The organism is Glaciimonas sp. GG7, assembly GCF_052976905.1.
On record NZ_JBRIIQ010000013.1, the window covers coordinates 19,967 to 43,023 of the forward strand.

General features: G+C 50.8%; 16 protein-coding genes, 2 tRNA genes, 3 rRNA genes and 1 pseudogene. 10 read left to right on the forward strand and 12 right to left on the reverse strand.

The genetic code is table 11. The features are described 5' to 3' along the window. Positions 1-24: 24 nt before the first annotated feature. Positions 25-441: an acyl-CoA thioesterase gene (locus ACVBEF_RS05500; protein WP_447122935.1), complete on the forward strand. Its 417-nt coding sequence runs from the start codon at positions 25-27 to the stop codon at positions 439-441. Here the strand turns inward: ACVBEF_RS05500 and ACVBEF_RS05505 are convergent. After that, a complete protein-coding gene (locus ACVBEF_RS05505; protein ID WP_447122936.1) occupies positions 438-1,253 on the reverse strand; it encodes an IclR family transcriptional regulator in 816 nt (271 codons plus the stop codon). The two genes, ACVBEF_RS05500 and ACVBEF_RS05505, sit on opposite strands and share 4 nt — an antisense overlap. A gap of 144 nt (positions 1,254-1,397) precedes the next feature. Between ACVBEF_RS05505 and ACVBEF_RS05510 the strand changes: the two genes are divergently transcribed. Genes ACVBEF_RS05510 through dgoD form a run of 3 tightly spaced genes read left to right on the forward strand, consistent with a single transcriptional unit; the run spans position 1,398 to position 4,370 of the window. After that, positions 1,398-2,537, forward strand: coding sequence for a 2-dehydro-3-deoxygalactonokinase (locus ACVBEF_RS05510; protein ID WP_447122937.1), 1,140 nt, complete (start codon positions 1,398-1,400; stop codon positions 2,535-2,537). 32 nt (positions 2,538-2,569) lie between these two features. Beyond that, positions 2,570-3,190, forward strand: coding sequence for a 2-dehydro-3-deoxy-6-phosphogalactonate aldolase (locus ACVBEF_RS05515; protein ID WP_447122938.1), 621 nt, complete (start codon positions 2,570-2,572; stop codon positions 3,188-3,190). 31 nt (positions 3,191-3,221) lie between these two features. Next, the gene (dgoD, locus tag ACVBEF_RS05520; protein ID WP_447122939.1) at positions 3,222-4,370 is read left to right on the forward strand and encodes a galactonate dehydratase; all 1,149 of its coding nucleotides are present in this window, start codon (positions 3,222-3,224) and stop codon (positions 4,368-4,370) included. A gap of 101 nt (positions 4,371-4,471) precedes the next feature. On the opposite strand, the gene ACVBEF_RS05525 is transcribed toward dgoD, so the two are convergent. Continuing rightward, positions 4,472-6,163, reverse strand: coding sequence for a long-chain-fatty-acid--CoA ligase (locus ACVBEF_RS05525; protein ID WP_447122940.1), 1,692 nt, complete (start codon positions 6,161-6,163; stop codon positions 4,472-4,474). Positions 6,164-6,485: 322 nt separating this feature from the next. Further along, entirely contained in the window at positions 6,486-8,570 is a 2,085-nt protein-coding gene (locus ACVBEF_RS05530; protein WP_447122941.1) for a molybdopterin-containing oxidoreductase family protein, read from the reverse strand. A gap of 222 nt (positions 8,571-8,792) precedes the next feature. Here ACVBEF_RS05530 and ACVBEF_RS05535 point away from each other — a divergent pair, with 222 nt between their 5' ends. Then, complete coding sequence (locus ACVBEF_RS05535) at positions 8,793-9,980, forward strand: M20 aminoacylase family protein (protein ID WP_447122942.1); 1,188 nt, start codon at positions 8,793-8,795, stop codon at positions 9,978-9,980. Positions 9,981-10,231: 251 nt separating this feature from the next. Next, positions 10,232-10,789 carry an acyloxyacyl hydrolase gene (locus ACVBEF_RS05540; RefSeq protein WP_447122943.1) on the forward strand — a complete coding sequence of 186 codons (558 nt, stop codon included), beginning with the start codon at positions 10,232-10,234 and terminating at the stop codon, positions 10,787-10,789. 294 nt (positions 10,790-11,083) lie between these two features. On the opposite strand, the gene ACVBEF_RS05545 is transcribed toward ACVBEF_RS05540, so the two are convergent. Further along, entirely contained in the window at positions 11,084-11,494 is a 411-nt protein-coding gene (locus ACVBEF_RS05545; protein WP_447122944.1) for a surface-adhesin E family protein, read from the reverse strand. A gap of 201 nt (positions 11,495-11,695) precedes the next feature. Then, a pseudogene (tnpC, locus tag ACVBEF_RS05550) lies at positions 11,696-12,343 on the reverse strand (IS66 family transposase); the annotation flags it as partial. A 61-nt stretch (positions 12,344-12,404) separates the two neighbouring features. Here tnpC and ACVBEF_RS05555 point away from each other — a divergent pair. Further along, positions 12,405-13,582, forward strand: a protein-coding gene (locus ACVBEF_RS05555) for an IS3 family transposase (RefSeq protein ID WP_447122149.1) whose coding sequence is annotated in 2 segments (ribosomal slippage) — positions 12,405-12,672 and positions 12,672-13,582 — 1,179 coding nt in all. Because the reading frame shifts where the segments join, the coding sequence is not laid out codon by codon here. 249 nt (positions 13,583-13,831) lie between these two features. Here the strand turns inward: ACVBEF_RS05555 and rrf are convergent. The 6 genes from rrf to ACVBEF_RS05585 form a co-directional block, all read right to left on the reverse strand. Then, positions 13,832-13,944, reverse strand: a 5S ribosomal RNA gene (gene rrf, locus ACVBEF_RS05560). 175 nt (positions 13,945-14,119) lie between these two features. After that, positions 14,120-16,995: ribosomal RNA gene (locus ACVBEF_RS05565) — 23S ribosomal RNA — on the reverse strand. 354 nt (positions 16,996-17,349) lie between these two features. Further along, positions 17,350-17,425 (reverse strand) — tRNA-Ala (locus ACVBEF_RS05570). 31 nt (positions 17,426-17,456) lie between these two features. Next, positions 17,457-17,533 (reverse strand) — tRNA-Ile (locus tag ACVBEF_RS05575). Between the two features lie 90 nt (positions 17,534-17,623). Beyond that, positions 17,624-19,156: ribosomal RNA gene (locus ACVBEF_RS05580) — 16S ribosomal RNA — on the reverse strand. The 16S, 23S and 5S rRNA genes sit together here with 2 tRNA genes alongside, the layout of an rRNA operon. A gap of 543 nt (positions 19,157-19,699) precedes the next feature. Continuing rightward, positions 19,700-20,638, reverse strand: coding sequence for a methyltransferase domain-containing protein (locus ACVBEF_RS05585; RefSeq protein WP_447122945.1), 939 nt, complete (start codon positions 20,636-20,638; stop codon positions 19,700-19,702). Between the two features lie 145 nt (positions 20,639-20,783). On the opposite strand from ACVBEF_RS05585, the gene ACVBEF_RS05590 reads away from it, so the two are divergent. From ACVBEF_RS05590 to ACVBEF_RS05600, 3 genes are all read left to right on the forward strand, one after another. Continuing rightward, positions 20,784-21,536 carry a phosphoribosyltransferase family protein gene (locus ACVBEF_RS05590; RefSeq protein WP_447122946.1) on the forward strand — a complete coding sequence of 251 codons (753 nt, stop codon included), beginning with the start codon at positions 20,784-20,786 and terminating at the stop codon, positions 21,534-21,536. Between the two features lie 13 nt (positions 21,537-21,549). Then, a complete protein-coding gene (gene trmL / locus ACVBEF_RS05595) occupies positions 21,550-22,032 on the forward strand; it encodes a tRNA (uridine(34)/cytosine(34)/5-carboxymethylaminomethyluridine(34)-2'-O)-methyltransferase TrmL (protein ID WP_447122947.1) in 483 nt (160 codons plus the stop codon). A 131-nt stretch (positions 22,033-22,163) separates the two neighbouring features. Further along, complete coding sequence (locus ACVBEF_RS05600; protein ID WP_447122948.1) at positions 22,164-22,634, forward strand: copper chaperone PCu(A)C; 471 nt, start codon at positions 22,164-22,166, stop codon at positions 22,632-22,634. An 88-nt stretch (positions 22,635-22,722) separates the two neighbouring features. On the opposite strand, the gene ACVBEF_RS05605 is transcribed toward ACVBEF_RS05600, so the two are convergent. Then, a partial coding sequence (locus ACVBEF_RS05605; RefSeq protein ID WP_447122949.1) for a D-glycero-beta-D-manno-heptose 1-phosphate adenylyltransferase occupies positions 22,723-23,057 on the reverse strand: 335 nt, incomplete at its 5' end.

The window sequence follows — 23,057 nt, forward strand, 5'->3', positions numbered from 1 at the left end:
TTACGGATGAAAGAATTATCAAAAATGACTGATCAAAACAACACAACAAATCCGCATACGTTGCCGCTGGGGAAAATGCCGCAATTGCGGGTGATGCCGATGCCCAGCGACGCCAATGTGTACGGCGACGTTTTTGGCGGCTGGATCATGGCGCAAGTGGACATTGCCGGTTCGTTACCGGCCACCCGGCGCGCCAATGGCCGTGTGGCAACCATTGCGGTGAATTCATTCATTTTCAAAAACCCGGTCTTTGTCGGCGATTTATTGTCGTTTTATGCCGACATCGTCAAAGTCGGCAACACCTCTCTCACCGTCTATGTAGAAGTCTACGCCGAACGCAATCGCTTGCAGGCCGAGACCGTCAAAGTAACCGAGGCCACGCTGACCTACGTGGCGACGGATTCCAGCCGCAAACCCCGGCAGATTCCAGCGTTGCGCTAGAAACTGCTGGCAGCGCCTAACTCGGCCGAAATCGCCGCTGCAGCCTGCTTAACGATGGGGATGAGCGCCTGCATGCGTTTATGCGGCATGTAAGGCACGGTGCTGGAGACGCTGATCGCAGCGACGATGACATGGCTGGCATCGCGGATCGGGGCTGCGACACAGCGGATCGACGGCTCGTTATCTTCCAGATCGAAAGAAAAATCGCCTCTCGCATATTGTTGCATCTGCGCCAAGAATTCACTCCAAGTCGTATTTTTCAATAATTTTGTGCTATCGACAGCATGGGCCAACGTGCGCTTTTGATAGAGATCTTTCCAGTCCTCCTCACGCAACTCCAACATCATCGCTTTACCGACACCAGTGGTCGCAATCGGCATTCTGTGTCCGATACGGGAGCGCATTTCCAAGCCCTTCTTGCCGGAGATTTTGTCCAGATACAACACATCGTCGGCATCGCGGATGGCTAAATGAATCGTGTCATTCGATTGCTCGGCCAACGACTCCAGATATGGCCGCGCCACCACCGAGAGCGATACTTCTTCACGCGCCTGAAAACCCAGCTCAATCAATTTTGGACCCAACGCGTAACCTGTGTTGGCGGTAAAACGCAGATAGCACTCTTGCACCAGACAGCTGGCAAGACGATGCGTCGTGCTGCGCGTGGTGCCGACTGCTTCGGCGATTGCCATCAAATCACGCGCACCGGCCGCAACTGCCTGCACTACCGCCAATCCACGCATTAAGGTTTGCGTGCCGGTGGGGGTTGGTCCATTTTGTATCCCGTCAACTGCGGTTAGCGGTTTAATCATTGTTCAGATCCATATTGATAAATCAGTAGTACGTATTCTACACAAAATTAGATTTAATCCCATATATTGGTATTCAATTCCATATATTGACAATCCAAATATGAAGGTCTAGAGTGCGATAACTGAATAACAATGAAGACAACCATGATCCAAAAGGACTTACGCAAAATTGTTCCAACAAGGCAGACCGACGAAGACAGCACTTTAGTACGGCCAGGTGGGATAACGCCGCTGGAGCAGTTTTGCGTAAGTCCTACGCAATTAATTGCGCTCGACTGGGGCACCTCGTCCTTGCGCGCCTATCGCCTCGGGAACAATGGCGAGGTATTGGAGCTGCGCTCACTGCCTTGGGGCATCATGCATTTGCCGCTCGTCAGTGCCGATGATCAGCTTGCGCTTGGCGACAAGGCTGGCTTCGAACTGGCATTCAGGCTAGCGTGCGGCGACTGGTTGGCTACCACGCCACAAGCACCGATCATCGCCTGTGGCATGGTCGGCAGCATGCAAGGTTGGTGCGAAGCACCCTACTTGCCCACCCCCATCGCCATCAACAACATCGGCAACACCTTGCAAGCCGTACAAACAGCCGATGGATTCACGCTCCATATTGTGCCGGGCTTGATACAACATTCAGTCCTGCCCAACGTGATGCGCGGAGAAGAAACGCAGGTCATCGGGGCATTATCCATCAGCGCCGAACAACATCAAAAGCAAGTCGACGATGTCTTGGTCGGCTTGCCCGGCACGCACTCCAAATGGGTGCGCGTGCATCAACACAGTACCGAACCACGCATTCTGCATTTCGACACTTTCATGACTGGCGAGGTGTATGCCGCGCTGTGTGCGCATACTATTTTAGGTCGCACGATGCAGATGAGCGGTGACGCGGAGTCCGGCGCTGATGCGACCAATGCAGCGTTTTTACGCGGTCTGGAAGTCGCGCAAACGGTAGAAGGACGGGCTGGCGTGCTCTCCACCATTTTTAGCACGCGTACGCTGGGATTGACTGGCGTGCTCAATGGCGCAGGGCAGCGCGAATATCTGTCCGGACTATTAATCGGCCATGAAATCGCAGTCTTACGTGCGTCCCTTGAAGAGCAAGCGCATCCGCCCCGACAAATCATCCTGGTCGGTGAGGCAACCTTGTGCGCGCGCTACATGCAGGCGTTGGACGTGTATGAAATCGCGCACGCCGAAGTCGTCACGCAAGCGACTGAACGCGGTTTGTGGATGCTGGCGATGCAAGCCGGATTAATGACTGCGACCTCTTCGCCGACCGAATAACCGATACATCAACCTATTCAGAAAGAATTCCCATGTTAAAAAATGCAATGAGATCCTGCGGCATGATCGCGATTTTGCGCGGCGTGCTACCGGGTGAAGTCGCCGCTATCGGCTTGGCGCTGTACAACGCAGGATTCCGCATCATCGAAGTGCCATTAAATTCGCCTGAACCGTTTGAGAGCATCCGCATATTGCGCGCCACTCTGCCTGTCGATTGCGTCGTTGGCGCGGGGACCGTCCTCACTGCGGCGATGGTGGCTGAAGTCAAAAGTGTGGGCGGTGAAATCATCGTCATGCCGCACAGCGACGCTGCCGTCATCGGCGCGGCGAAGCAGGCTGGACTAGCTTGCGCGCCCGGCGTGGCGACTGTGACGGAAGCCTTCGCAGCATTGGCCGCTGGTGCCGACATCCTCAAAATGTTCCCTGCAGAGCAGCTCGGCGCATCGGTCGTGAAAGCATGGCGTGCCGTGATTCCGGCCAGTGTTGCGCTAGTTCCGGTCGGCGGCATTACGCCAGAAGGCATGGCCGCATTTATCGCGGCGGGCGCATCTGGATTCGGGCTCGGATCAGCCTTGTATAAGCCAGGTATGTCGGCCGAAGAGGTCGGCCAGAACGCAGAAAAATTCATCGCCGCATGGCGTGCCATAGCGTAATCAAAATACCAAAAAATAAGGAGATGCACGCATGAAAATCACAAAACTGACGACCTATATTGTCCCGCCACGCTGGTGCTTTCTGAAAATAGAAACCGACGAAGGCATCGTCGGATGGGGCGAGCCGGTGGTGGAAGGCCGCGCTCACAGTGTGGCCGCAGCCGTGGAAGAATTATCCGATTATCTGATCGGTAAAGATCCGCGCAATATTGAAGATCACTGGACCGTGTTGTATCGCGGCGGTTTTTATCGCGGCGGTGCAATCCACATGAGCGCGTTGGCTGGTATCGATCAGGCGTTATGGGATATCAAAGGTAAAGCGCTTGGCGTGTCGGTGAGCCAACTGCTGGGCGGCCCGGTACGCGACAGTATCAAGGTCTACTCCTGGATCGGCGGCGACCGGCCAGCCGACACGGCAGCAGCGGCTAAGGATGCGGTTGTACGCGGTTTTAGCGCTGTCAAAATGAATGGCACGGAAGAATTACAGTTTGTCGATTCGTATGAAAAAGTCGAACTGATGCTCGCCAATGTCGCCGCGGTGCGGGCAGCGGTCGGTCCGCATATCGGCATCGGCGTGGACTTCCACGGCCGGGTCCATAAGCCGATGGCAAAAATTCTGATCAAGGAACTTGAACAGTACAAACTGATGTTCATTGAAGAGCCTGTTCTGAGTGAAAACTACGAGGCACTCAAAGAATTAGCGCATCTGACCAGCACGCCGATTGCACTGGGCGAACGCTTGTATTCTCGCTGGGATTTCAAACGCATACTCAGCGAAGGCTATGTCGATATCATCCAGCCCGATGTCTCGCACGCTGGTGGTATTACTGAAACCCGCAAGATCGCTACCATGGCCGAGGCCTACGACGTTGCCGTGGCTCTGCATTGTCCACTAGGCCCCATCGCACTGGCGGCTTGCCTGCAAGTGGACGCGGTTTCCTACAACGCTTTCATTCAGGAACAAAGTTTGGGCATCCATTACAACGAGAGTAATGACTTGCTCGACTATGTCGTCGATCCTTCAGTATTTGCGTACAACGAGGGCTTTGTTACGATTCCGCAAGGACCGGGGCTGGGAATCGAAATCAATGAGGAATATGTGAAAGAGCGCGCCGCGCTTGGACACCGCTGGCGCAATCCGATCTGGCGTCACAAAGATGGCAGTTTTGCCGAATGGTGATGCCGTCCAGGTAACGCCGCAGGCCATAAAAAAATCCCTGATCATGCTGCACGCAGATCAGGGATTTTTTATGAGATAGCCTCAGGACAAAAACAAGGAGATTACGCCACCTGTTTTTGCACAACTTTTTCATCGCGCAACTCACGACGCAAAATCTTGCCGACGTTGGTTTTCGGTAGCTCATTGCGGAACTCAATATATTTAGGTCGCTTATAGCCGGTCAATTGTTCCCGGCAATAAGTCATCAATTGATCCGCCGTCAACGCCGGATCTTTGCGCACGACGAAAATTTTCACCGCTTCGCCAGCATGCTCGTCCGGCACACCAATGCAAGCCACTTCGAGCACGCCAGCATGCTCTGCCACCACGCCTTCGACTTCGTTCGGGTAAACATTAAAGCCAGAAACCAGAATCATGTCTTTCTTACGATCGACAATCTTGATGTAACCACGCTCGTCCATGACGCCAATATCGCCGGATTTGAAAAAGCCATCCGGCGTCATCACGAGTGCCGTGTCATCTGGACGATTCCAGTACCCCACCATTACCTGCGGCCCACGAATGGCAATTTCACCGGGCTGACCTAACGCCACCGGCATGCCTGCATCATCCAATATCATGATATCGGTCGATGGTATGGGCAGACCGATTGTGCCGGTGTAGGCCTTGATAATAGCGGGATTGGCGCAGGCAATCGGCGACGTTTCGGACAGTCCGTAACCTTCGATAATCGGGGAACCGGTGACCTTCATCCACTTCTCGGCAACCGCCTTTTGGACGGCCATACCGCCGCCCATACAGTTCCGATAACCGGAGAAATCGAGCTTGGAAAAGTCGGGATGATTCAGTAGCGCGTTATAGAGCGTATTAACCGCCGGGAATGTATTAATTTGATACTTGGATAACTCCTTAATCAGACCAGAAATATCGCGGGGATTAGGGATTAACAAATTGAGCGCACCAGCGCGCATACCGAATATGCAACAAACCGTCAAAGCAAAGATGTGATACAGCGGTAAGGCGCAGACAAAAACCAGTTGATCGATCTTAGGACCTTGATTGAGGCCTGGAGACAACCAGGCTTCAGCTTGCAATACATTCGCAATCAGATTCCGATGCGATAACGTCGCCCCCTTGGATACACCAGTCGTGCCACCCGTATATTGCAAAAAAGCAACGTCGTTTTGCGTCATGTCAACCGGCTTCAAAGAGAGCGACGACGCGTCTGACAGCATGGTATTGAACGGCGTTGATCCTGGCAGCGAAAAGACAGGCACCATTTTTTTGACATGCCGCACCACCAGATTGACGAGCAAACCTTTCGCTCCCATCAAGTCACCCATGCTGGCAACGACGATGTGTTTGATCTTGGTCCGCGCCACGACTTGCTGCAGCGTTGTAGCGAAATTTTCGAGAATGAAAATCGCTTCTGCACCGGAGTCGTTTAACTGATGCTCCAACTCACGCGGCGTATATAAAGGATTGACGTTAACCACGGTATACCCAGCGCGCAAAATGGCCGCGATCACAATCGGGTATTGCAAAACGTTAGGCATCATCACGGCGACCCGGGCACCTTTTTGCAGGCCTTTATTTTGCAACCATGCGCCAACTTTCTTCGACAACTGGTCAACCTCTGCGTAGGTCAGATATTTGCCCATGCAGACGTAGGCGTTGCGGGTCGAATACTTTTGAAAAGCCTCCTCCATCAAATGCACCAAAGAACGATACTGGGTGCAATCAATCTCGGCGGGAACGCCCTCGGGATACGATGTAAGCCAAAATTTATCCATGTTTTGCCTTTAGCCTCTAGTTGTTATTGATGCATCTTGTGATGGAATGATTCTCGAAGTCGGTCAAGACCTGACAAGAGATGATAATCGGATAAAAAAGCACGATTGTTTTATTCTACCGAGATGCTATCGGGCATAGCCCTCGCGAGCAAGCATTTTGACGTAATTTTTTCAGAAATTTCTTAATAAGAGGTCACTTACTTTTGAGCAACCAACATGCACACTTGGGTGGGCGTTGTCATTACGCATAAACATTCGGCTTAAGCATAGTCATACAATTGGGCGCAGCCGCTCATTACCGCGATGAATATTTACCGTTTTTTTACCGCATCGCCTCGACCTCAACCAAGACGTCATAAAACGTTGGCGCACGGCCCATATCGGTTAACCGTTGGCTAGTGAGTTCGTTGACGTTTTTACCGTCTGTCGCAAATTTTTTCCACCAAATTGACAGCCCCACGACCAAGCCGGGACGGGCCTTATCGGTGATCCTGACTTTGGCGTTAAAAGTGCCGCGATCATTAAAAATACGTACCATTTCGCCTGCAACAATCCCGCGTTCCAGAGCGTCAGTAGGATGCATATCGAGTCGCGGTTCACCTTCGGTATCGCGCAGACTTTGGACGTTGACAAAACTCGAATTAAGAAAATTTCGCGCTGGTGGAGAAATCATCGCCAAAGGATATTTGACCGCCAATGTCGGATTGCTGGCGACCGATTCATACGGCGCTATATACGTTGGCAATGGGTCTAGGCCATCGGCTTGCATAGTGGCGCTGAAGAACTCACACTTACCTGACGGGGTGGCAAAACCGCCGTGCGCAAATGGTGCATCAGGCACATTTAACTTCTGCCAGCCCTTTTGTTTTAAGACATCCCAATCAAAATGAATCGCACGCTCATTACGGCGATCAAAAGCTTGCGCGGCAATCGCGTCATCGCTTTCTTTAAAACAGTCTTCATCGAACCCCATGCGTGCGGCCAGCAAACGAAATATTTCGGTATTCGGCTTGGCCTCGCCTAACGGCGTAATCGCCGGATTATTCGCCAACATATAGAGATGACCATAGGCGGAATGGGCATCAACATGCTCAAGTTGCGTCGTCGCTGGCAGCAGGATATCGGCGTAATCGGCAGTATCGGTCTGGAAATGCTCTAACACAACGGTAAATAAATCTTCTCGGGCGAAGCCTTGGGCGACGGTCCGCGATTCTGGCGCGACGGCCACGGGGTTGGAATTATAGACAATGAGTGCGTCAATTTTTGGTCCGAAATCGGCGGACGTTTCGCGGTGTAAATCGTCTCCAATTGTGCTCATGTTGATTGTGCGCGGTGGCACATCGTGACGACTCAGCAAATCGGGACGCTGTAGGGCCTGGAAATTTTTAGGAAAGCTGTCTGAGACCGATAATTGCACCCCACCTGCAGGATGTCGCCATGCGCCCACCAGCGCTGGCAAGCAGGCAATATTACGCACCGCCATGCCGCCGCCACGGACCCGTTGCAAACCATAATTAATGCGGATAGCGACGCCATCTCCGGCAAGCGCAGCAGCACCATAATCGCGGGCTAACTGGATGACTTGCTGCGCATTAATTCCACAAACTTCGGCGACGCGCTCTGGTGGCCATTCCAGTACGCGTTTTTGTAACGGATCGAAGCCGAACGTATGTTTGGCAATGTAGTCGTGGTCCAACAGATTCTCGGCAATCAAAACGTGCATCATGCCCAGTGCCAATGCAGCATCCGTGCCGGGCAGCAGAGCAATATGTTGATGGCATTTTTCCGCTGTCAGGGAGCGATACGGATCAATCGCAATCAATTTCGCACCGTTGCGTTTAGCTTCTTGCACGCGCATCCATAGATGCAGGTTAGACGCGATTGGATTGCCGCCCCAGATTAGGATCAGTTTAGCGTTCTGAAATTGTTCGAGATCCGTCCCCACCCTTGCCCCGACTGTATATTTGTAGCCGGTACCGCCAGCGGATGCGCAAATCGTACGGTCCAGCAGCGAAGCACCGAGCCGGTTGAAGAAGCGCATCGACATTGATTCGCTCTGCACCAGCCCCATCGTGCCAGCATAGCTGTAGGGCAATATTGCCTGTGGATCGCGCGCGGCAATCGCGCCCAGCCGGGTCGCTATCGTATCGAGCGCCTCATCCCAACTAATGCGCACGAATTTCCCTTCGCCTTTGGCCCCAACGCGTTTCTGCGGATGGAGCAGACGGTCTTTGTGATAAGTCCGCTCGGTATAACGCGACACTTTGGTACAAAGCACGCCAGCGGTACTTGGATGATCAGGATCGCCGCGCACTTCTGTTGCAACGCCGTCTTTGACGGTAACCAATAGCGCGCAGGTATCGGGGCAGTCGTGCGGGCAAGCCGCGCGGATAATGGTGGTGGTCATGATGATCCTGATTAAGGCTGGCGTAGTAAAAACGGGAGAGCATTACTTTAACAAACCTGAGCCTATATTACCGCCCTGCTTTGGCGTTATTTCGGAGTGCATTGAATGTCCGATCTGATACTGGAACACTGCGTGCCGGAGTAAAGGTAAGATACACAATTCACAGGCGTAACTAATGTCCGATTTTGCGCCCGATGACAGCTAATGATTCAGGAGAAAATGATGAAATTGATCGACCCGATTATTCAGTTCCATACTGAAATTCAGGCAATCCGCCACGACTTGCACGCGCATCCCGAGCTTTGCTATCAAGAGCAACGAACCGCCGACGTCGTCGCAGGGAAATTGGCCGAATGGCATATTCCGGTGATCCGCGGAATAGGCGTCACAGGCGTCGTTGGCATCATCAAAAAAGGTAACAGTGATCGTGCCATTGGCCTGCGTGCTGATATGGACGCGCTGCCAGTACAAGAAATAAATACCTTCACCCATGCATCTCAGCATACCGGCAAGATGCACGCTTGCGGACATGATGGTCACACCGCCATGCTACTTGGCGCTGCGCATCATTTATCTCTGCACGGCGATTTTGACGGCACGGTTTATCTGATTTTTCAACCGGCTGAAGAAGGCGGTGCGGGTGCCCAACGCATGATCGATGACGGATTATTTGAACAATGCCCGATGGAAGCTGTATTCGGCATGCATAACTGGCCAGGCATGCCCACAGGTAAATTCGGTGTCACGCCGGGACCGATGATGGCATCCAGCAATGAGTTTGAAGTCATTATCAAAGGTAAAGGCTCACATGCAGCCCAGCCCCACAAAAGCATCGATCCAGTCATGGTCGCCGTGCAACTAGCCCAAAGCTGGCAAACGATCGTCGCCCGTAATGTCAATCCCAATGACTCCGCGGTCCTGTCTATCACCCAGATTCATTCAGGCAGTGCCACCAACGTTATTCCTGATGAGGCAACATTAATCGGGACTGTCCGTACATTTTCTGTCGCCGTGCTCGATCTCATTGAGCAGCGTATGCGCGAGATTGCGCAACACACTGTGGCAGCATTTGGGGCGGAAGTTGATTTTCGTTTTCATCGAAATTATCCACCGCTGATCAATCATCCCAAAGAAACTGCTTTTGCCGTTTCGGTGATGCTGGCGATGTCAGGTACTGACAATGTGGACGCGACGGTTGAGCCGACAATGGGCGCAGAAGATTTCTCTTTTATGCTGCAACATAAACCCGGCTGCTACGTATTTTTGGGGAACGGCACTGGCGACCATCGTGATGGTGGTCATGGCATAGGTCCTTGCAACCTGCACAATGCCAGCTATGACTTTAATGATGCGTTACTGCCGATTGGTGGCAGTTATTGGGTAAATTTGGCGGAAGCGTATTTAAAATAGGCCGAATAGTTATTGTGGAGCTCAAAGAATTTTAATCGTGACTTGGATTTAAAACCCGGTAAGTTCGATGCATAATAGTAAAGTGTTTTTACACGCTATGCGTAGTGCTATTGTGGCTTATGGTGGAATGATTCGGTTGTCAGCATTGCCCGAAGGGACCAATGGCTATCCATGACAGTATGTCTGGAGTCTGACTTGATTACTTCTTTAGCTTTCTTAACTATTCTTGTCTTTTTTCGTCGAAAGTCTTTATGCACAAAAAACAAATGGGTTTTAAAGTACTGGCAATCGGATATTTATTAGCTAGCGCACATACAGCCCATGCGATCAATTACGCACCAGACTCAGCTTCTTTAGAATTGGGGACGGGCAATAAAAGCCAACTAGTACGCGTGGCTGCCCAGTGGGATTGGGGAAGTAAATGGTGGCAATCAAACGGCACGCACATCGGCGGTTATTGGGACTTGAGTTTGGCGCAGTTTCGAGAGAATCAATATGAAAACATAGTTAACCGGCATCAGACTTTGACTGATATTGGTTTCACTCCCGTATTTCGCTTTCAGAGCGACGATAAAAAAGGACTCTACGCGGAGGCAGGGATAGGCATCCATTTAATGTCTCATTTATACAATAACAATAGCCGACGTTTTTCAACCGCGTTCGAGTTCGGCGATCATCTGGGTGCTGGTTATGTGTTTAGTAACGGTATCGATATCGGACTGAAATTGCAGCACTTTTCGAACGGCAGCATCAAAAAACCAAATAGTGGCGCCAATTTTGCCGTGATACGCGCCGCTTATCACTTTTAAACGTTCTTAAAAGAGTTTTCTCAAGCTGACTCTCCATAGCCTGCGTGAATATGATTCGAATTGACTGGGACAGTCCAGCACACTTTTAACGATGTGCAGACACGGGCTGTCATAACGCTAAGGCGTTCAGGAAGTTCCTGAGACAGTCCGCCTCACTTTGATATGTTGTCCATCAAATATTCTAACGCATGGACTGCTTCGAGCTGGCCTTGGGTAAACAACGCAATCTAGCCGACCTGTTTCTTTGAATTCGAGGCTGGTTCTTAGCATATCAATGGATTTACCGCCCCATTGCTAAGTACCAGTACAAATGAAATTTCGCATAATTCCATCGGCCAAAGAATCCTTTATAGGCGTCACAAATTTACTGTTTTTAAGTGCATCGGAATGATCGCGCATGTCTCCAGCACCATCATTTCCTTGATACAAAATTTCTTTTGTCAAACGCATTGTTTTCGCCGCACAATTGTACTCAGTCAAGTCTTTATAAGATTTAAACGTTGGGAATCCAATATCTCCGGCATTTTTGCGCGGCTCTTGAAAGTTCCACATCGACCAGACTTGTTTAATACCATTTATTTCTTTAATTGAATCCTTATCTAACTTCAAGTTAGATGCATCGTTCTGACCAACAACCTCCCAGTCAGCCGCTTGAGCATTAAGAAAAATCATACTCAGTGCAAATAGAAGTACTATTTTTTTCATATATGGTTTCTCTTTAATCATCAACAGTCTAAATAGTCTAAATAGTCTTTAAGCTTATCGTAACTCACTTAAAACACGAATGATTTTACAAAGAAATACACATTTAAGAACCATGGATATATCCAAGCTACCGTGTAACGTGATCATCGTAAGCGTGACTCCAGCACCGTTCTTGACAGCCGTATCTGACTGACATCGTGTTTATTCAGATCGCGTGCGCAATAAATGGGCGACGTTCCACGGCAGCAATTCGTCAATCCGATTAATCGGATGATCAGCGATGTAGGTGAAGACATGACGTAAATAGGCTTGCGGATCAAGTCCGTTCATGCGGGCCGATCCGATAAGTGAGTACATGGCAGCCGCGCGCTCTCCGCCGCTGTCGCCCCCCAGAAATAAGAAGTTTTTACGCCCCAGGCAACCTCCTCGCAATGCATTCTCGGCGATATTGTTGTCGATTTCGGCGATGCCATCATCACAGTAATACACCAGGGCCTGCCACTGGTTGAGCATGTAATTGATCGCCTTGGTCGTATCTGACTGGGTCGAGAGCGTCAACAGCCGTTCGCGTAACCATTTCTCAAAGTGATCGAGTAGCGGACGGCTTTGTTGTTGTCGTATGCGTTGTCGTTCATCAGGAAGCTGACCGCGGATCTGCGCTTCAATCGCATAAAGCTCACCGATTCTGCGCAGCGCTTCGGTCGTTGTCGGTGTCGCTTTACGGACGTGCAGATCATGCATCTTTCGCCGGGCATGCGCCATGCAGGCGACTTCTTTGACGCGGCCATCGGTAAAGATTTTATCGTAGCCTGCAAATGCGTCCGCCTGCAGCACACCACTGAAACCTGCTGTGGTCTAATTTTTCCGGACACCTCAATGGGTGGATAATCCATCAACTGAGGAAATATAAATGTCAAAGCAACATAAGAATTACGACAGCAGCCTGAAGCTGGAAGTCGTGCGGATGATCAAAGAACAAGGCCTGAGTATTCAACATGTCAGCGCCAGTATGAACATAGGCACCACAGCAATTCGTCGTTGGGTAACGCAGTACGGCGCTGAGCAGAACGGCAAGCCGGGGATAGGATTACCGCTGACCTCCGAGCAGCAACGGATACGACAATTAGAAAACGATAATCGCCAACTTCGCCAGGATGTTGATATCTTAAAAAAAGCATCGGCCTTCTTTGCCCGGGAAATGAAATGAGCTATCAACTCATTCGTCAACTGCAAGAGAAGGCCTTCCCGGTAAAACACTGCTGCCGCGTCCTGAGCGTGAGTCGTTCTGGCTATTACGAGGCACAGCATCGTGCTGCTAAACCGGTTTTGTGTAAAACAAGCGTTCACCTGAAGGCTGCTTTTATGGCCAGCCATCAAAGCTATGGCAGTCGTCGGTTGGTCACCGCAATGAGGAATCAAGGCTTTGTGATCGGTCGCTACAAGATACGTAGCCTGATGCGCCGAGCCAGCTTAAAACCCGTTTGGAAACGTAAGTTTATCCACACAACAGACAGCAAACATAACTTGCCAGTAGCCGCTAATATCCTCAACCGGCAGTTCAATCCTGCTGCACCAGACTTGGCGTATGTCACTGATATTACCTACATCCGTACTGGTGCCGGGTGGCTGTATCTGGCCATCGTCCTGGATTTGTTCGCACGCAAAATAGTCGGTTGGGCGATGGCTCCGAGCATGCCAGCAGAACTGGTTTGTGCTGCTCTGAACATGGCGATTGCGCAACGACAACCAGCCTCCGGGCTAATTGTCCATTCCGATCGCGGCAGCCAATATGCCAGCCAGCTCTACCAGGGCCTTCTCGATGAACATGGCTTTGTTTGCAGTATGAGCCGCCGTGCAAACTGCTGGGACAATGCCGTTGCTGAACGCTTCTTCCTCAATCTCAAGATGGAACGCGTCTGGCAACGCCAATATGCCAACCACGCGGAGGCTAGCAAAGACATTACTGCTTACATTGTCGGGTTCTATAACACCGAGCGATTCAATTCAGTATTGGGAAATCTGTCGCCCGTCGCCTACGAGCGAAAAATGGCAGAAAAAAAACCTATTGTTGTGTCCGAAATTACTTGACCACCACACACATCCATTTCCGTCAGAGCGATTTTACGTCAACACCTTTGGTAGGAGCCGTATGCGGTAATGCTGCAAGTACGGATCTGTGCGGGGGCGGCTGGTAACAGCCGTCCCTACCGCGACCGCTGGAGTCACGCTTACGATGGCTGCAAGGTCATTCAAGAGGATGGTCGCTCTCTACGTGCAAAGCGCTGGTCGCCAAGCAAAAACCCTCCCAGATATCTCTGGGAGGGTTTTCTAATAAGAGCCTGACGATGACCTACTTTCACACTGGTTGCAGCACTATCATCGGCGCAAAGTCGTTTCACGGTCCTGTTCGGGATGGGAAGGGGTGGTACCAACTCGCTATGGTCATCAGGCATAAACTGTCGTGTCGAGTGTTCCCAATGGGGCAACACCAAACGCAATCTAGAAGAAGTAAAGTTTTGTATTACTGCAGTGCCTCCCAAGGGTGTGGAAGGCACTGCTGGGTATGATTGCACTTTTCAGGCAAACACATATCTCATTAGCTTACCTATAACCTGCTAAGGTTATAGGGACAAGCCGCACGGGCAATTAGTACTGGTTAGCTTAACGTATTACTACGCTTCCACACCCAGCCTATCAACGTCCTGGTCTCGAACGACCCTTTAGGGGAATCTAGTTCCCGGGAAATATCATCTCAAGGCAAGTTTCCCGCTTAGATGCTTTCAGCGGTTATCTCTTCCGAACTTAGCTACCCGGCAATGCCACTGGCGTGACAACCGGTACACCAGAGGTTCGTCCACTCCGGTCCTCTCGTACTAGGAGCAGCCCCCTTCAAATTTCCAACGCCCACGGCAGATAGGGACCAAACTGTCTCACGACGTTTTAAACCCAGCTCACGTACCACTTTAAATGGCGAACAGCCATACCCTTGGGACCGGCTACAGCCCCAGGATGTGATGAGCCGACATCGAGGTGCCAAACTCCCCCGTCGATATGAACTCTTGGGAGGAATCAGCCTGTTATCCCCAGAGTACCTTTTATCCGTTGAGCGATGGCCCTTCCATACAGAACCACCGGATCACTATGTCCTACTTTCGTACCTGCTCGACTTGTCAGTCTCGCAGTTAAGCACGCTTATGCCATTGCACTATTAGCACGATGTCCGACCGTACCTAGCGTACCTTCGAACTCCTCCGTTACACTTTAGGAGGAGACCGCCCCAGTCAAACTGCCTACCATGCACTGTCCCCGATCCGGATAACGGACCAAGGTTAGAATCTCAAACAAACCAGGGTGGTATTTCAAGGTTGGCTCCACGCAAACTAGCGTTCACGCTTCAAAGCCTCCCACCTATCCTACACAGATTGGTTCAAAATTCAATGCAAAGCTACAGTAAAGGTTCATGGGGTCTTTCCGTCTAGCCGCGGGTAGATTGCATCATCACAAACATTTCAACTTCGCTGAGTCTCGGGAGGAGACAGTGTGGCCATCGTTACTCCATTCGTGCAGGTCGGAACTTACCCGACAAGGAATTTCGCTACCTTAGGACCGTTATAGTTACGGCCGCCGTTTACTGGGACTTCAATCAAGAGCTTGCACCCCATCATTTAATCTTCCAGCACCGGGCAGGAGTCACACCATATACGTCCACTTTCGTGTTTGCATAGTGCTGTGTTTTTATTAAACAGTCGCAGCCACCTTTTTATTGCAGCCCTTTCACCCTTCTGGCGCAAGCCAGTCAAGCTACCGGGGCGTACCTTATCCCGAAGTTACGGTACAAATTTGCCGAGTTCCTTCTCCCGAGTTCTCTCAAGCGCCTTAGAATACTCATCTCGCCCACCTGTGTCGGTTTGCGGTACGGTCTCGTGTGACTGAAGCTTAGAGGCTTTTCTTGGAACCACTTCCAATTGCTTCGTGAATAAATTCACTCGTCTCAACCCCTTGAATTACGCTGCCGGATTTGCCTAACAGCCTTCTCTGAGCCAAAAACCGACTATTCCAACAGTCGGACAACCTTCCGCGATCCGTCCCCCCATCGCATCACACGACGGTGCAGGAATATTAACCTGCTTCCCATCAGCTACGCATCTCTGCCTCGCCTTAGGGGCCGACTCACCCTGCTCCGATGAACGTTGAACAGGAAACCTTGGGCTTACGGCGTGGAGGCTTTTCACCCCCATTATCGCTACTCATGTCAGCATTCGCACTTCTGATACCTCCAGCATCCTTTACAAGACACCTTCGCAGGCTTACAGAACGCTCTCCTACCATATCAATAAATTGATATCCGCAGCTTCGGTGACTGGCTTAGCCCCGTTACATCTTCCGCGCAGGACGACTCGATCAGTGAGCTATTACGCTTTCTTTAAAGGATGGCTGCTTCTAAGCCAACCTCCTGACTGTTTTAGCCTTCCCACTTCGTTTGCCACTTAGCCAATCTTTGGGACCTTAGCTGGCGGTCTGGGTTGTTTCCCTCTTGACGTCGGACGTTAGCACCCGGCGTCTGTCTCCCAAGCTCGCACTCATCGGTATTCGGAGTTTGCAATGGGTTGGTAAGTCGCAATGACCCCCTAGCCATAACAGTGCTCTACCCCCGATGGTGATACTTGAGGCACTACCTAAATAGTTTTCGGAGAGAACCAGCTATTTCCAAGTTTGTTTAGCCTTTCACCCCTACCCACAGCTCATCCCCTAATTTTTCAACATTAGTGGGTTCGGACCTCCAGTGCGTGTTACCGCACCTTCATCCTGGCCATGAGTAGATCACTTGGTTTCGGGTCTACACCCAGCGACTGAACGCCCTATTCGGACTCGATTTCTCTACGCCTTCCCTATACGGTTAAGCTTGCCACTGAATGTAAGTCGCTGACCCATTATACAAAAGGTACGCAGTCACGGAACAAGTCCGCTCCTACTGTTTGTATGCACACGGTTTCAGGATCTATTTCACTCCCCTTCCGGGGTTCTTTTCGCCTTTCCCTCACGGTACTGGTTCACTATCGGTCGATTACGAGTATTTAGCCTTGGAGGATGGTCCCCCCATGTTCAGACAGGATTACACGTGTCCCGCCCTACTTGTCGCACACTTAGTTCCACACCACCGATTTCATGTAAGGGGCTATCACCCTCTATGGCCACACTTTCCAGAGTGTTCCATTATCGCTGATGCTAAATCGTGCAGGCTGTTCCCATTTCGCTCGCCACTACTCTGGGAATCTCGGTTGATTTCTTTTCCTGTAGCTACTTAGATGTTTCAGTTCGCCACGTTCGCCTTGCACACCTATGTATTCAGTGTGCAATACCCATAAAGGGTGGGTTTCCCCATTCGGAAATCTGCGGATCAAAGCCTGTTTGCTGGCTCCCCGCAGCTTATCGCAAGCTACTACGTCCTTCATCGCCTGTAATCGCCAAGGCATCCACCATGTGCACTTATTCACTTGTCCCTATAACGTTAGCCTCTAATCGCGTTCACGATTAAAAACCGGTTATAGAATATTACTAATGAGTATTACTTTAGCGTTTGCCGTATCCAAAGCGTTTTCGCATTTGCCTACTTTCGTAGACTCTTTTGAGAACTCTTTAATACTTTTTGATTTGATACAATCATACCCATCCACAATGCTGTCGCATTGCGGACGAATCTTTACTTCTTCTAAATTGTTAAAGAACAAACAGCCAATGATCTTAAAAAGATCAAACCTAAATCGCTTCTCTATTTCACGCTACAACTCCGCGGAAATACTGACTTAGGTTTGATTTTTTACCTATCTACCCAGCGTTGCGCCAAGTAAAGTAAATGGTGGAGGCTAACGGGATCGAACCGATGACCCCCTGCTTGCAAAGCAGGTGCTCTCCCAGCTGAGCTAAGCCCCCCTATAAATCGTATCGTTATCAAGTAGGATTCTGGTGGGTCTGGTTGGGCTCGAACCAACGACCCCCGCGTTATCAACACGGTGCTCTAACCAACTGAGCTACAGACCCGTCCTGATTAGCAACTACCTAATGATGACTGTTCTTCTTATAACTAACATACCGATAAGTGTGGACGCTTAATGTCCGTACTAACTCTAGAAAGGAGGTGATCCAGCCGCACCTTCCGATACGGCTACCTTGTTACGACTTCACCCCAGTCACGAATCCCACCGTGGTAAGCGCCCTCCTTACGGTTAGGCTACCTACTTCTGGTGAAACCCGCTCCCATGGTGTGACGGGCGGTGTGTACAAGACCCGGGAACGTATTCACCGCGACATGCTGATCCGCGATTACTAGCGATTCCAACTTCATGTAGTCGAGTTGCAGACTACAATCCGGACTACGATACACTTTCTGGGATTAGCTCCCCCTCGCGGGTTGGCGGCCCTCTGTATGTACCATTGTATGACGTGTGAAGCCCTACCCATAAGGGCCATGAGGACTTGACGTCATCCCCACCTTCCTCCGGTTTGTCACCGGCAGTCTCATTAGAGTGCCCTTTCGTAGCAACTAATGACAAGGGTTGCGCTCGTTGCGGGACTTAACCCAACATCTCACGACACGAGCTGACGACAGCCATGCAGCACCTGTGTACTGGTTCTCTTTCGAGCACTCCCTCATCTCTGAAGGATTCCAGCCATGTCAAGGGTAGGTAAGGTTTTTCGCGTTGCATCGAATTAATCCACATCATCCACCGCTTGTGCGGGTCCCCGTCAATTCCTTTGAGTTTTAATCTTGCGACCGTACTCCCCAGGCGGTCTACTTCACGCGTTAGCTGCGTTACCAAGTCAATTAAGACCCGACAACTAGTAGACATCGTTTAGGGCGTGGACTACCAGGGTATCTAATCCTGTTTGCTCCCCACGCTTTCGTGCATGAGCGTCAGTGTTATCCCAGGGGGCTGCCTTCGCCATCGGTATTCCTCCACATCTCTACGCATTTCACTGCTACACGTGGAATTCTACCCCCCTCTGACACACTCTAGCCATGCAGTCACAAATGCCATTCCCAGGTTAAGCCCGGGGATTTCACACCTGTCTTACATAACCGCCTGCGCACGCTTTACGCCCAGTAATTCCGATTAACGCTTGCACCCTACGTATTACCGCGGCTGCTGGCACGTAGTTAGCCGGTGCTTATTCTTCAGGTACCGTCATTAGCCCAGGGTATTAGCCCAAACCGTTTCTTCCCTGACAAAAGAGCTTTACAACCCGAAGGCCTTCTTCACTCACGCGGCATTGCTGGATCAGGCTTGCGCCCATTGTCCAAAATTCCCCACTGCTGCCTCCCGTAGGAGTCTGGGCCGTGTCTCAGTCCCAGTGTGGCTGGTCGTCCTCTCAGACCAGCTACTGATCGATGCCTTGGTGAGCCTTTACCCCACCAACTAGCTAATCAGATATCGGCCGCTCTGATAACAAGAGGTTCTTGCGAATCCCCCTCTTTCCCCCGTAGGGCGTATGCGGTATTAGCTAATCTTTCGACTAGTTGTCCCCCATTACCAGGCACGTTCCGATATATTACTCACCCGTTCGCCACTCGTCAGCGGAGCAAGCTCCCTGTTACCGTTCGACTTGCATGTGTAAGGCATGCCGCCAGCGTTCAATCTGAGCCAGGATCAAACTCTTCAGTTTAATCTCTGTTTTGTGGCATTGCTGCCTAGCTGAACTTTTAACAGTCCTGCTATCGCTCACTCAAAATACTGACAGTCTGTTATCCATTGCTGAACAACATCCTATTTTTCTTCTTTTGTGAACATTTAATGTTTTAAGCTATACGCACATGACCGAAGTCATCTGCGCTGCACTTTCATTAAACGCCCACACTTATCGGCTGTTAATTGTTAAAGAACTGACCCTACTTTGCGTTACACCGAAGTGTTCGCAGCACTGACAAAGCGTTTTGTTCGTCAGCAGCAGAGAGATGAGATTATGTGGCGTTTCAAGCTTTGCGTCAACCTCTTTTTAAATCATTTTAATCAACTTTCTGATTAACAATCTAAAACTAAATCAACCTAACTTTCCCACTTAAAACACCCACTTTTACAATCTCGTTCCGCCTCCAATTTCGCACCAAAACCGCTTGCGCCGTTTCGTTTATTTCGCGTCCTTTTCAACAGAGGCCGAACTATAGCAACACATCCAACCACTAGCAAGCTGTTTTTAATATAAATTGAATTATCTTTTTTTATCCAAATCCCATCGCACAACAGACTCGCCGCTGACCGCTTTTTTCAGGCGCGGACGAAACGCATGGCCATAGATAATTTCAAATGTTAGCGGCAATTTTCCATCAGTCCTTCGTGTCGCCTCCAGGGCATCCACTAAGCGTTGCCATGCTGCTCTTCCGAGTAACCCGCGGCTACGCGTAGCTAAAGGATTGCCGCCGCAGGCCTTCGCATCAGCAAGTAGTTTCTCAACAGTATCGTAGGTCACGGTAATCGTTTCCATGTCCATGACCGGCGTTGCAAAGCCTGCGTTGACCAGCATATCGCCAAAATCATGCATATCAACGAAAGGTAATACATGCGGAGCATCATCGACTGCAGCAAAAGCGCCGCGAAGCTCCTTGATGGTATCCGGTCCAAAACAGGAAAACATCAATAATCCGTCAACACGCAATACACGCCGCCATTCAGCAAAAACACGATCCGGTTGCGGATGCCAATGCAATGCCAGATTTGACCAGACCAAATCAACGGCATCCCGCGCCAATGGTAGCGCCGCGAAGTCGCCGCAGAGCAGATCGGAGTCGAGTCCCTTACTCTTAATAGGCATCCACTTCTTGAGCAAGCGATTCACCGAGGACTGCGCCGCATTTTGTTGCTCTTGCGCTGCCGACAACATCCCATGCGACGCATCGAGTCCCATTATTCGTGCCTGCGCAAAACGTTGTTGCAATGTATATATATCAGGACCATTCCCACACCCTGCATCCAGCACACGCTGCGGCGCTATCTTTACTAGTGCTAAACGCTCATGCATTCGCGTCGAAATCTCGCGGCGTAAAAACTCGGATTCACGTACCCGTTCAGGCTGGGCGAACAATTCACGTACCCGATGCAAATCTATGGGCGCACTCAGATGGGTGTCGCTGGCAACGTCGGACGAAGGCATATTAGATAGAGAAGATGAGGATAAGATAGGCATTAAAATCAAACGATCAAAATGAAATGCGATAATCCGCTAGTTTACACCGTTGCCACATGCGCGATGCTGACATAGCGCTCCCTAACCAATATACCAATTCTCTTTATCATTCATGCGCATCCCCCTACTGCGCTGGTCGCAACAACTATCTGCACGCTTACTGACAGGCATTCCATCCTGCTGCGCGCTGTGCGGCCATATCGGTCGAGACGCCATTTGCACTCCATGCGATCAACAATATCTGTCGTATACAAGAGTCCGTTGCCAGCAGTGCGCCAATCCCTTACCCGCAATTGAAAGCAAAGCCGCTCCCCTATGCGGAGACTGCCTTAAGCAAGCGCGCGCTTTTGACGCCTCAATTGTCGCCATCGACTACGCACCACCAGCCGATCAACTCGTACTGGCATTAAAATTCGGCGCTCAACTTGCTCTGGCACCGATATTCGCCCGAAAGCTACGCGACGCCGTACTACAACGCCCAGCCATGGCCAATAATCTGCCCGACATACTGACGACCGTGCCACTTGGCCCTCGGCGGCTAGCCGAACGCGGCTTTAATCAAGCGCTGGAAATCGCCAAACCGCTCTCGCGTCTGCTCAACGTGCCGCTACAACCAACACTCATCAAGCGCCTGCACGACACCTTGCCACAAGCAAAACTATCCCCTCAGGATCGTCGCCAGAATTTACGCAAAGCATTCATTGTTCCCCCGCAAGCAATTGCCCATATTCGCGGCCGTCATGTCGGCGTAGTTGACGATGTCATGACCACCGCTGAAACACTCAATGAACTCGCTCGCACGCTTAAGCGTTTCGGGGCGGTGCGCGTCACCAATTTCGTCTTTGCACGGACATTACCTAAATAGAAGGAGAACAACGTTGTTTCACGTCGTATTAGTTGAGCCTGAAATCCCGCCGAACACCGGTAATATTATTCGCCTGTGCGCCAATACCGGCGCACAGCTGCACTTGATTGAGCCGCTCGGCTTCCCGCTGGATGACGCAAAAATGCGCCGCGCCGGACTGGACTATCACGACTACGCCAGTATGAAAGTGCATCCGAGTTGGCCCGCTTTCATAACGTCGATTGAAAATGAAGCCGGTTACAACCCAAGCCGGATGTTCGCAATGACCACCCACGGTAGTACGCCATTCGCCAGCATCGCGTTTGAGCCCGGCGACATATTCGTTTTCGGCTCCGAAACCCGCGGCCTCAATCCCGTCCTGCGCGAATCATTTCCGACCACACAACGCATCCGGCTACCGATGCGCCCCGACAATCGGAGTTTGAATCTCTCCAACACCGTCGCCGTCGTGGTCTATGAAGCCTGGCGTCAAAATGGCTTCGCCGGTGGCACTTAAGGATAAACATAAGCACAAACAGGAACATGAGGAGCTACTATTAGGGCGTTGACGTTGCAATTCGGAAACTTTATTGCTTCCTCAGCGTTCTATTTTTTGTATTTCAAAGCGTATTTAATCAAAGGATCATTATGTTTCCACGCATCACCGCTTCCCTTTTTGCACTGGCGTTTAGCGTATCGGCTTATGCTCACGATTACAAAATCGGTACACTTAAAGTCGATCATCCATATGCGCGCGCCACGGTTCCCGGTCAGCCTGCCGGCGGCGCTTATCTGAGCATACAAAATACGGGAAACGACACCGACAAACTCCTCAGCGCCACCTCACCCGCCGCAAAATCGGTCGAGATCCACGACATGAAGATGGAAGGTAATGTCATGAAAATGCGCGAAGTCGGAGAAGTAGAATTGCATCCGATGAGCACACTCGTCATGGCACCCGGCGGCGGTTATCACATCATGCTGATGGGGCTCACCAAGCCCCTCAAAGTGGGCGACAAATTTCCCATGACACTGACGTTTCAAAAAGCGGGGAAAATCGAAGTCTCTGTTAGTGTTGATGACTTAACAGCCAAGTCTGAAGCCCCGCATCAACACTAACAACCATCCAAACGCAAAAATGGACTAACTCAGTTAGTCCATTTTTTAATAGTCAGCCCGCAAACCCGCAATACTTCTGCCCCTCCAATCAAGAACCCTGACGGACCTTAGACAATAATTTGCTAGTCGACCGATCATGTTCAAAAGCAATCGCCACGACTTTACCGCCATACGCCAATACCGCCTGCCCCTCAGGAATCGCATCCATTTGGTAGTCCCCGCCTTTGACATACACGCCGGGCCGGCCTTCTTGCACCACTTCCAGCGCCGTATCTTCATCAAATTCCACTACCAGACTAACCGCCTCCAGCGCTGCCAACACCGCCATCCGATCCGCACAATTATTAATCGGCCGGATCGATTCGTGCTTGATCGATTCGTGCTTGTCCGTGGTACTCGGCATAGAACTACTGAGTCGGAGAC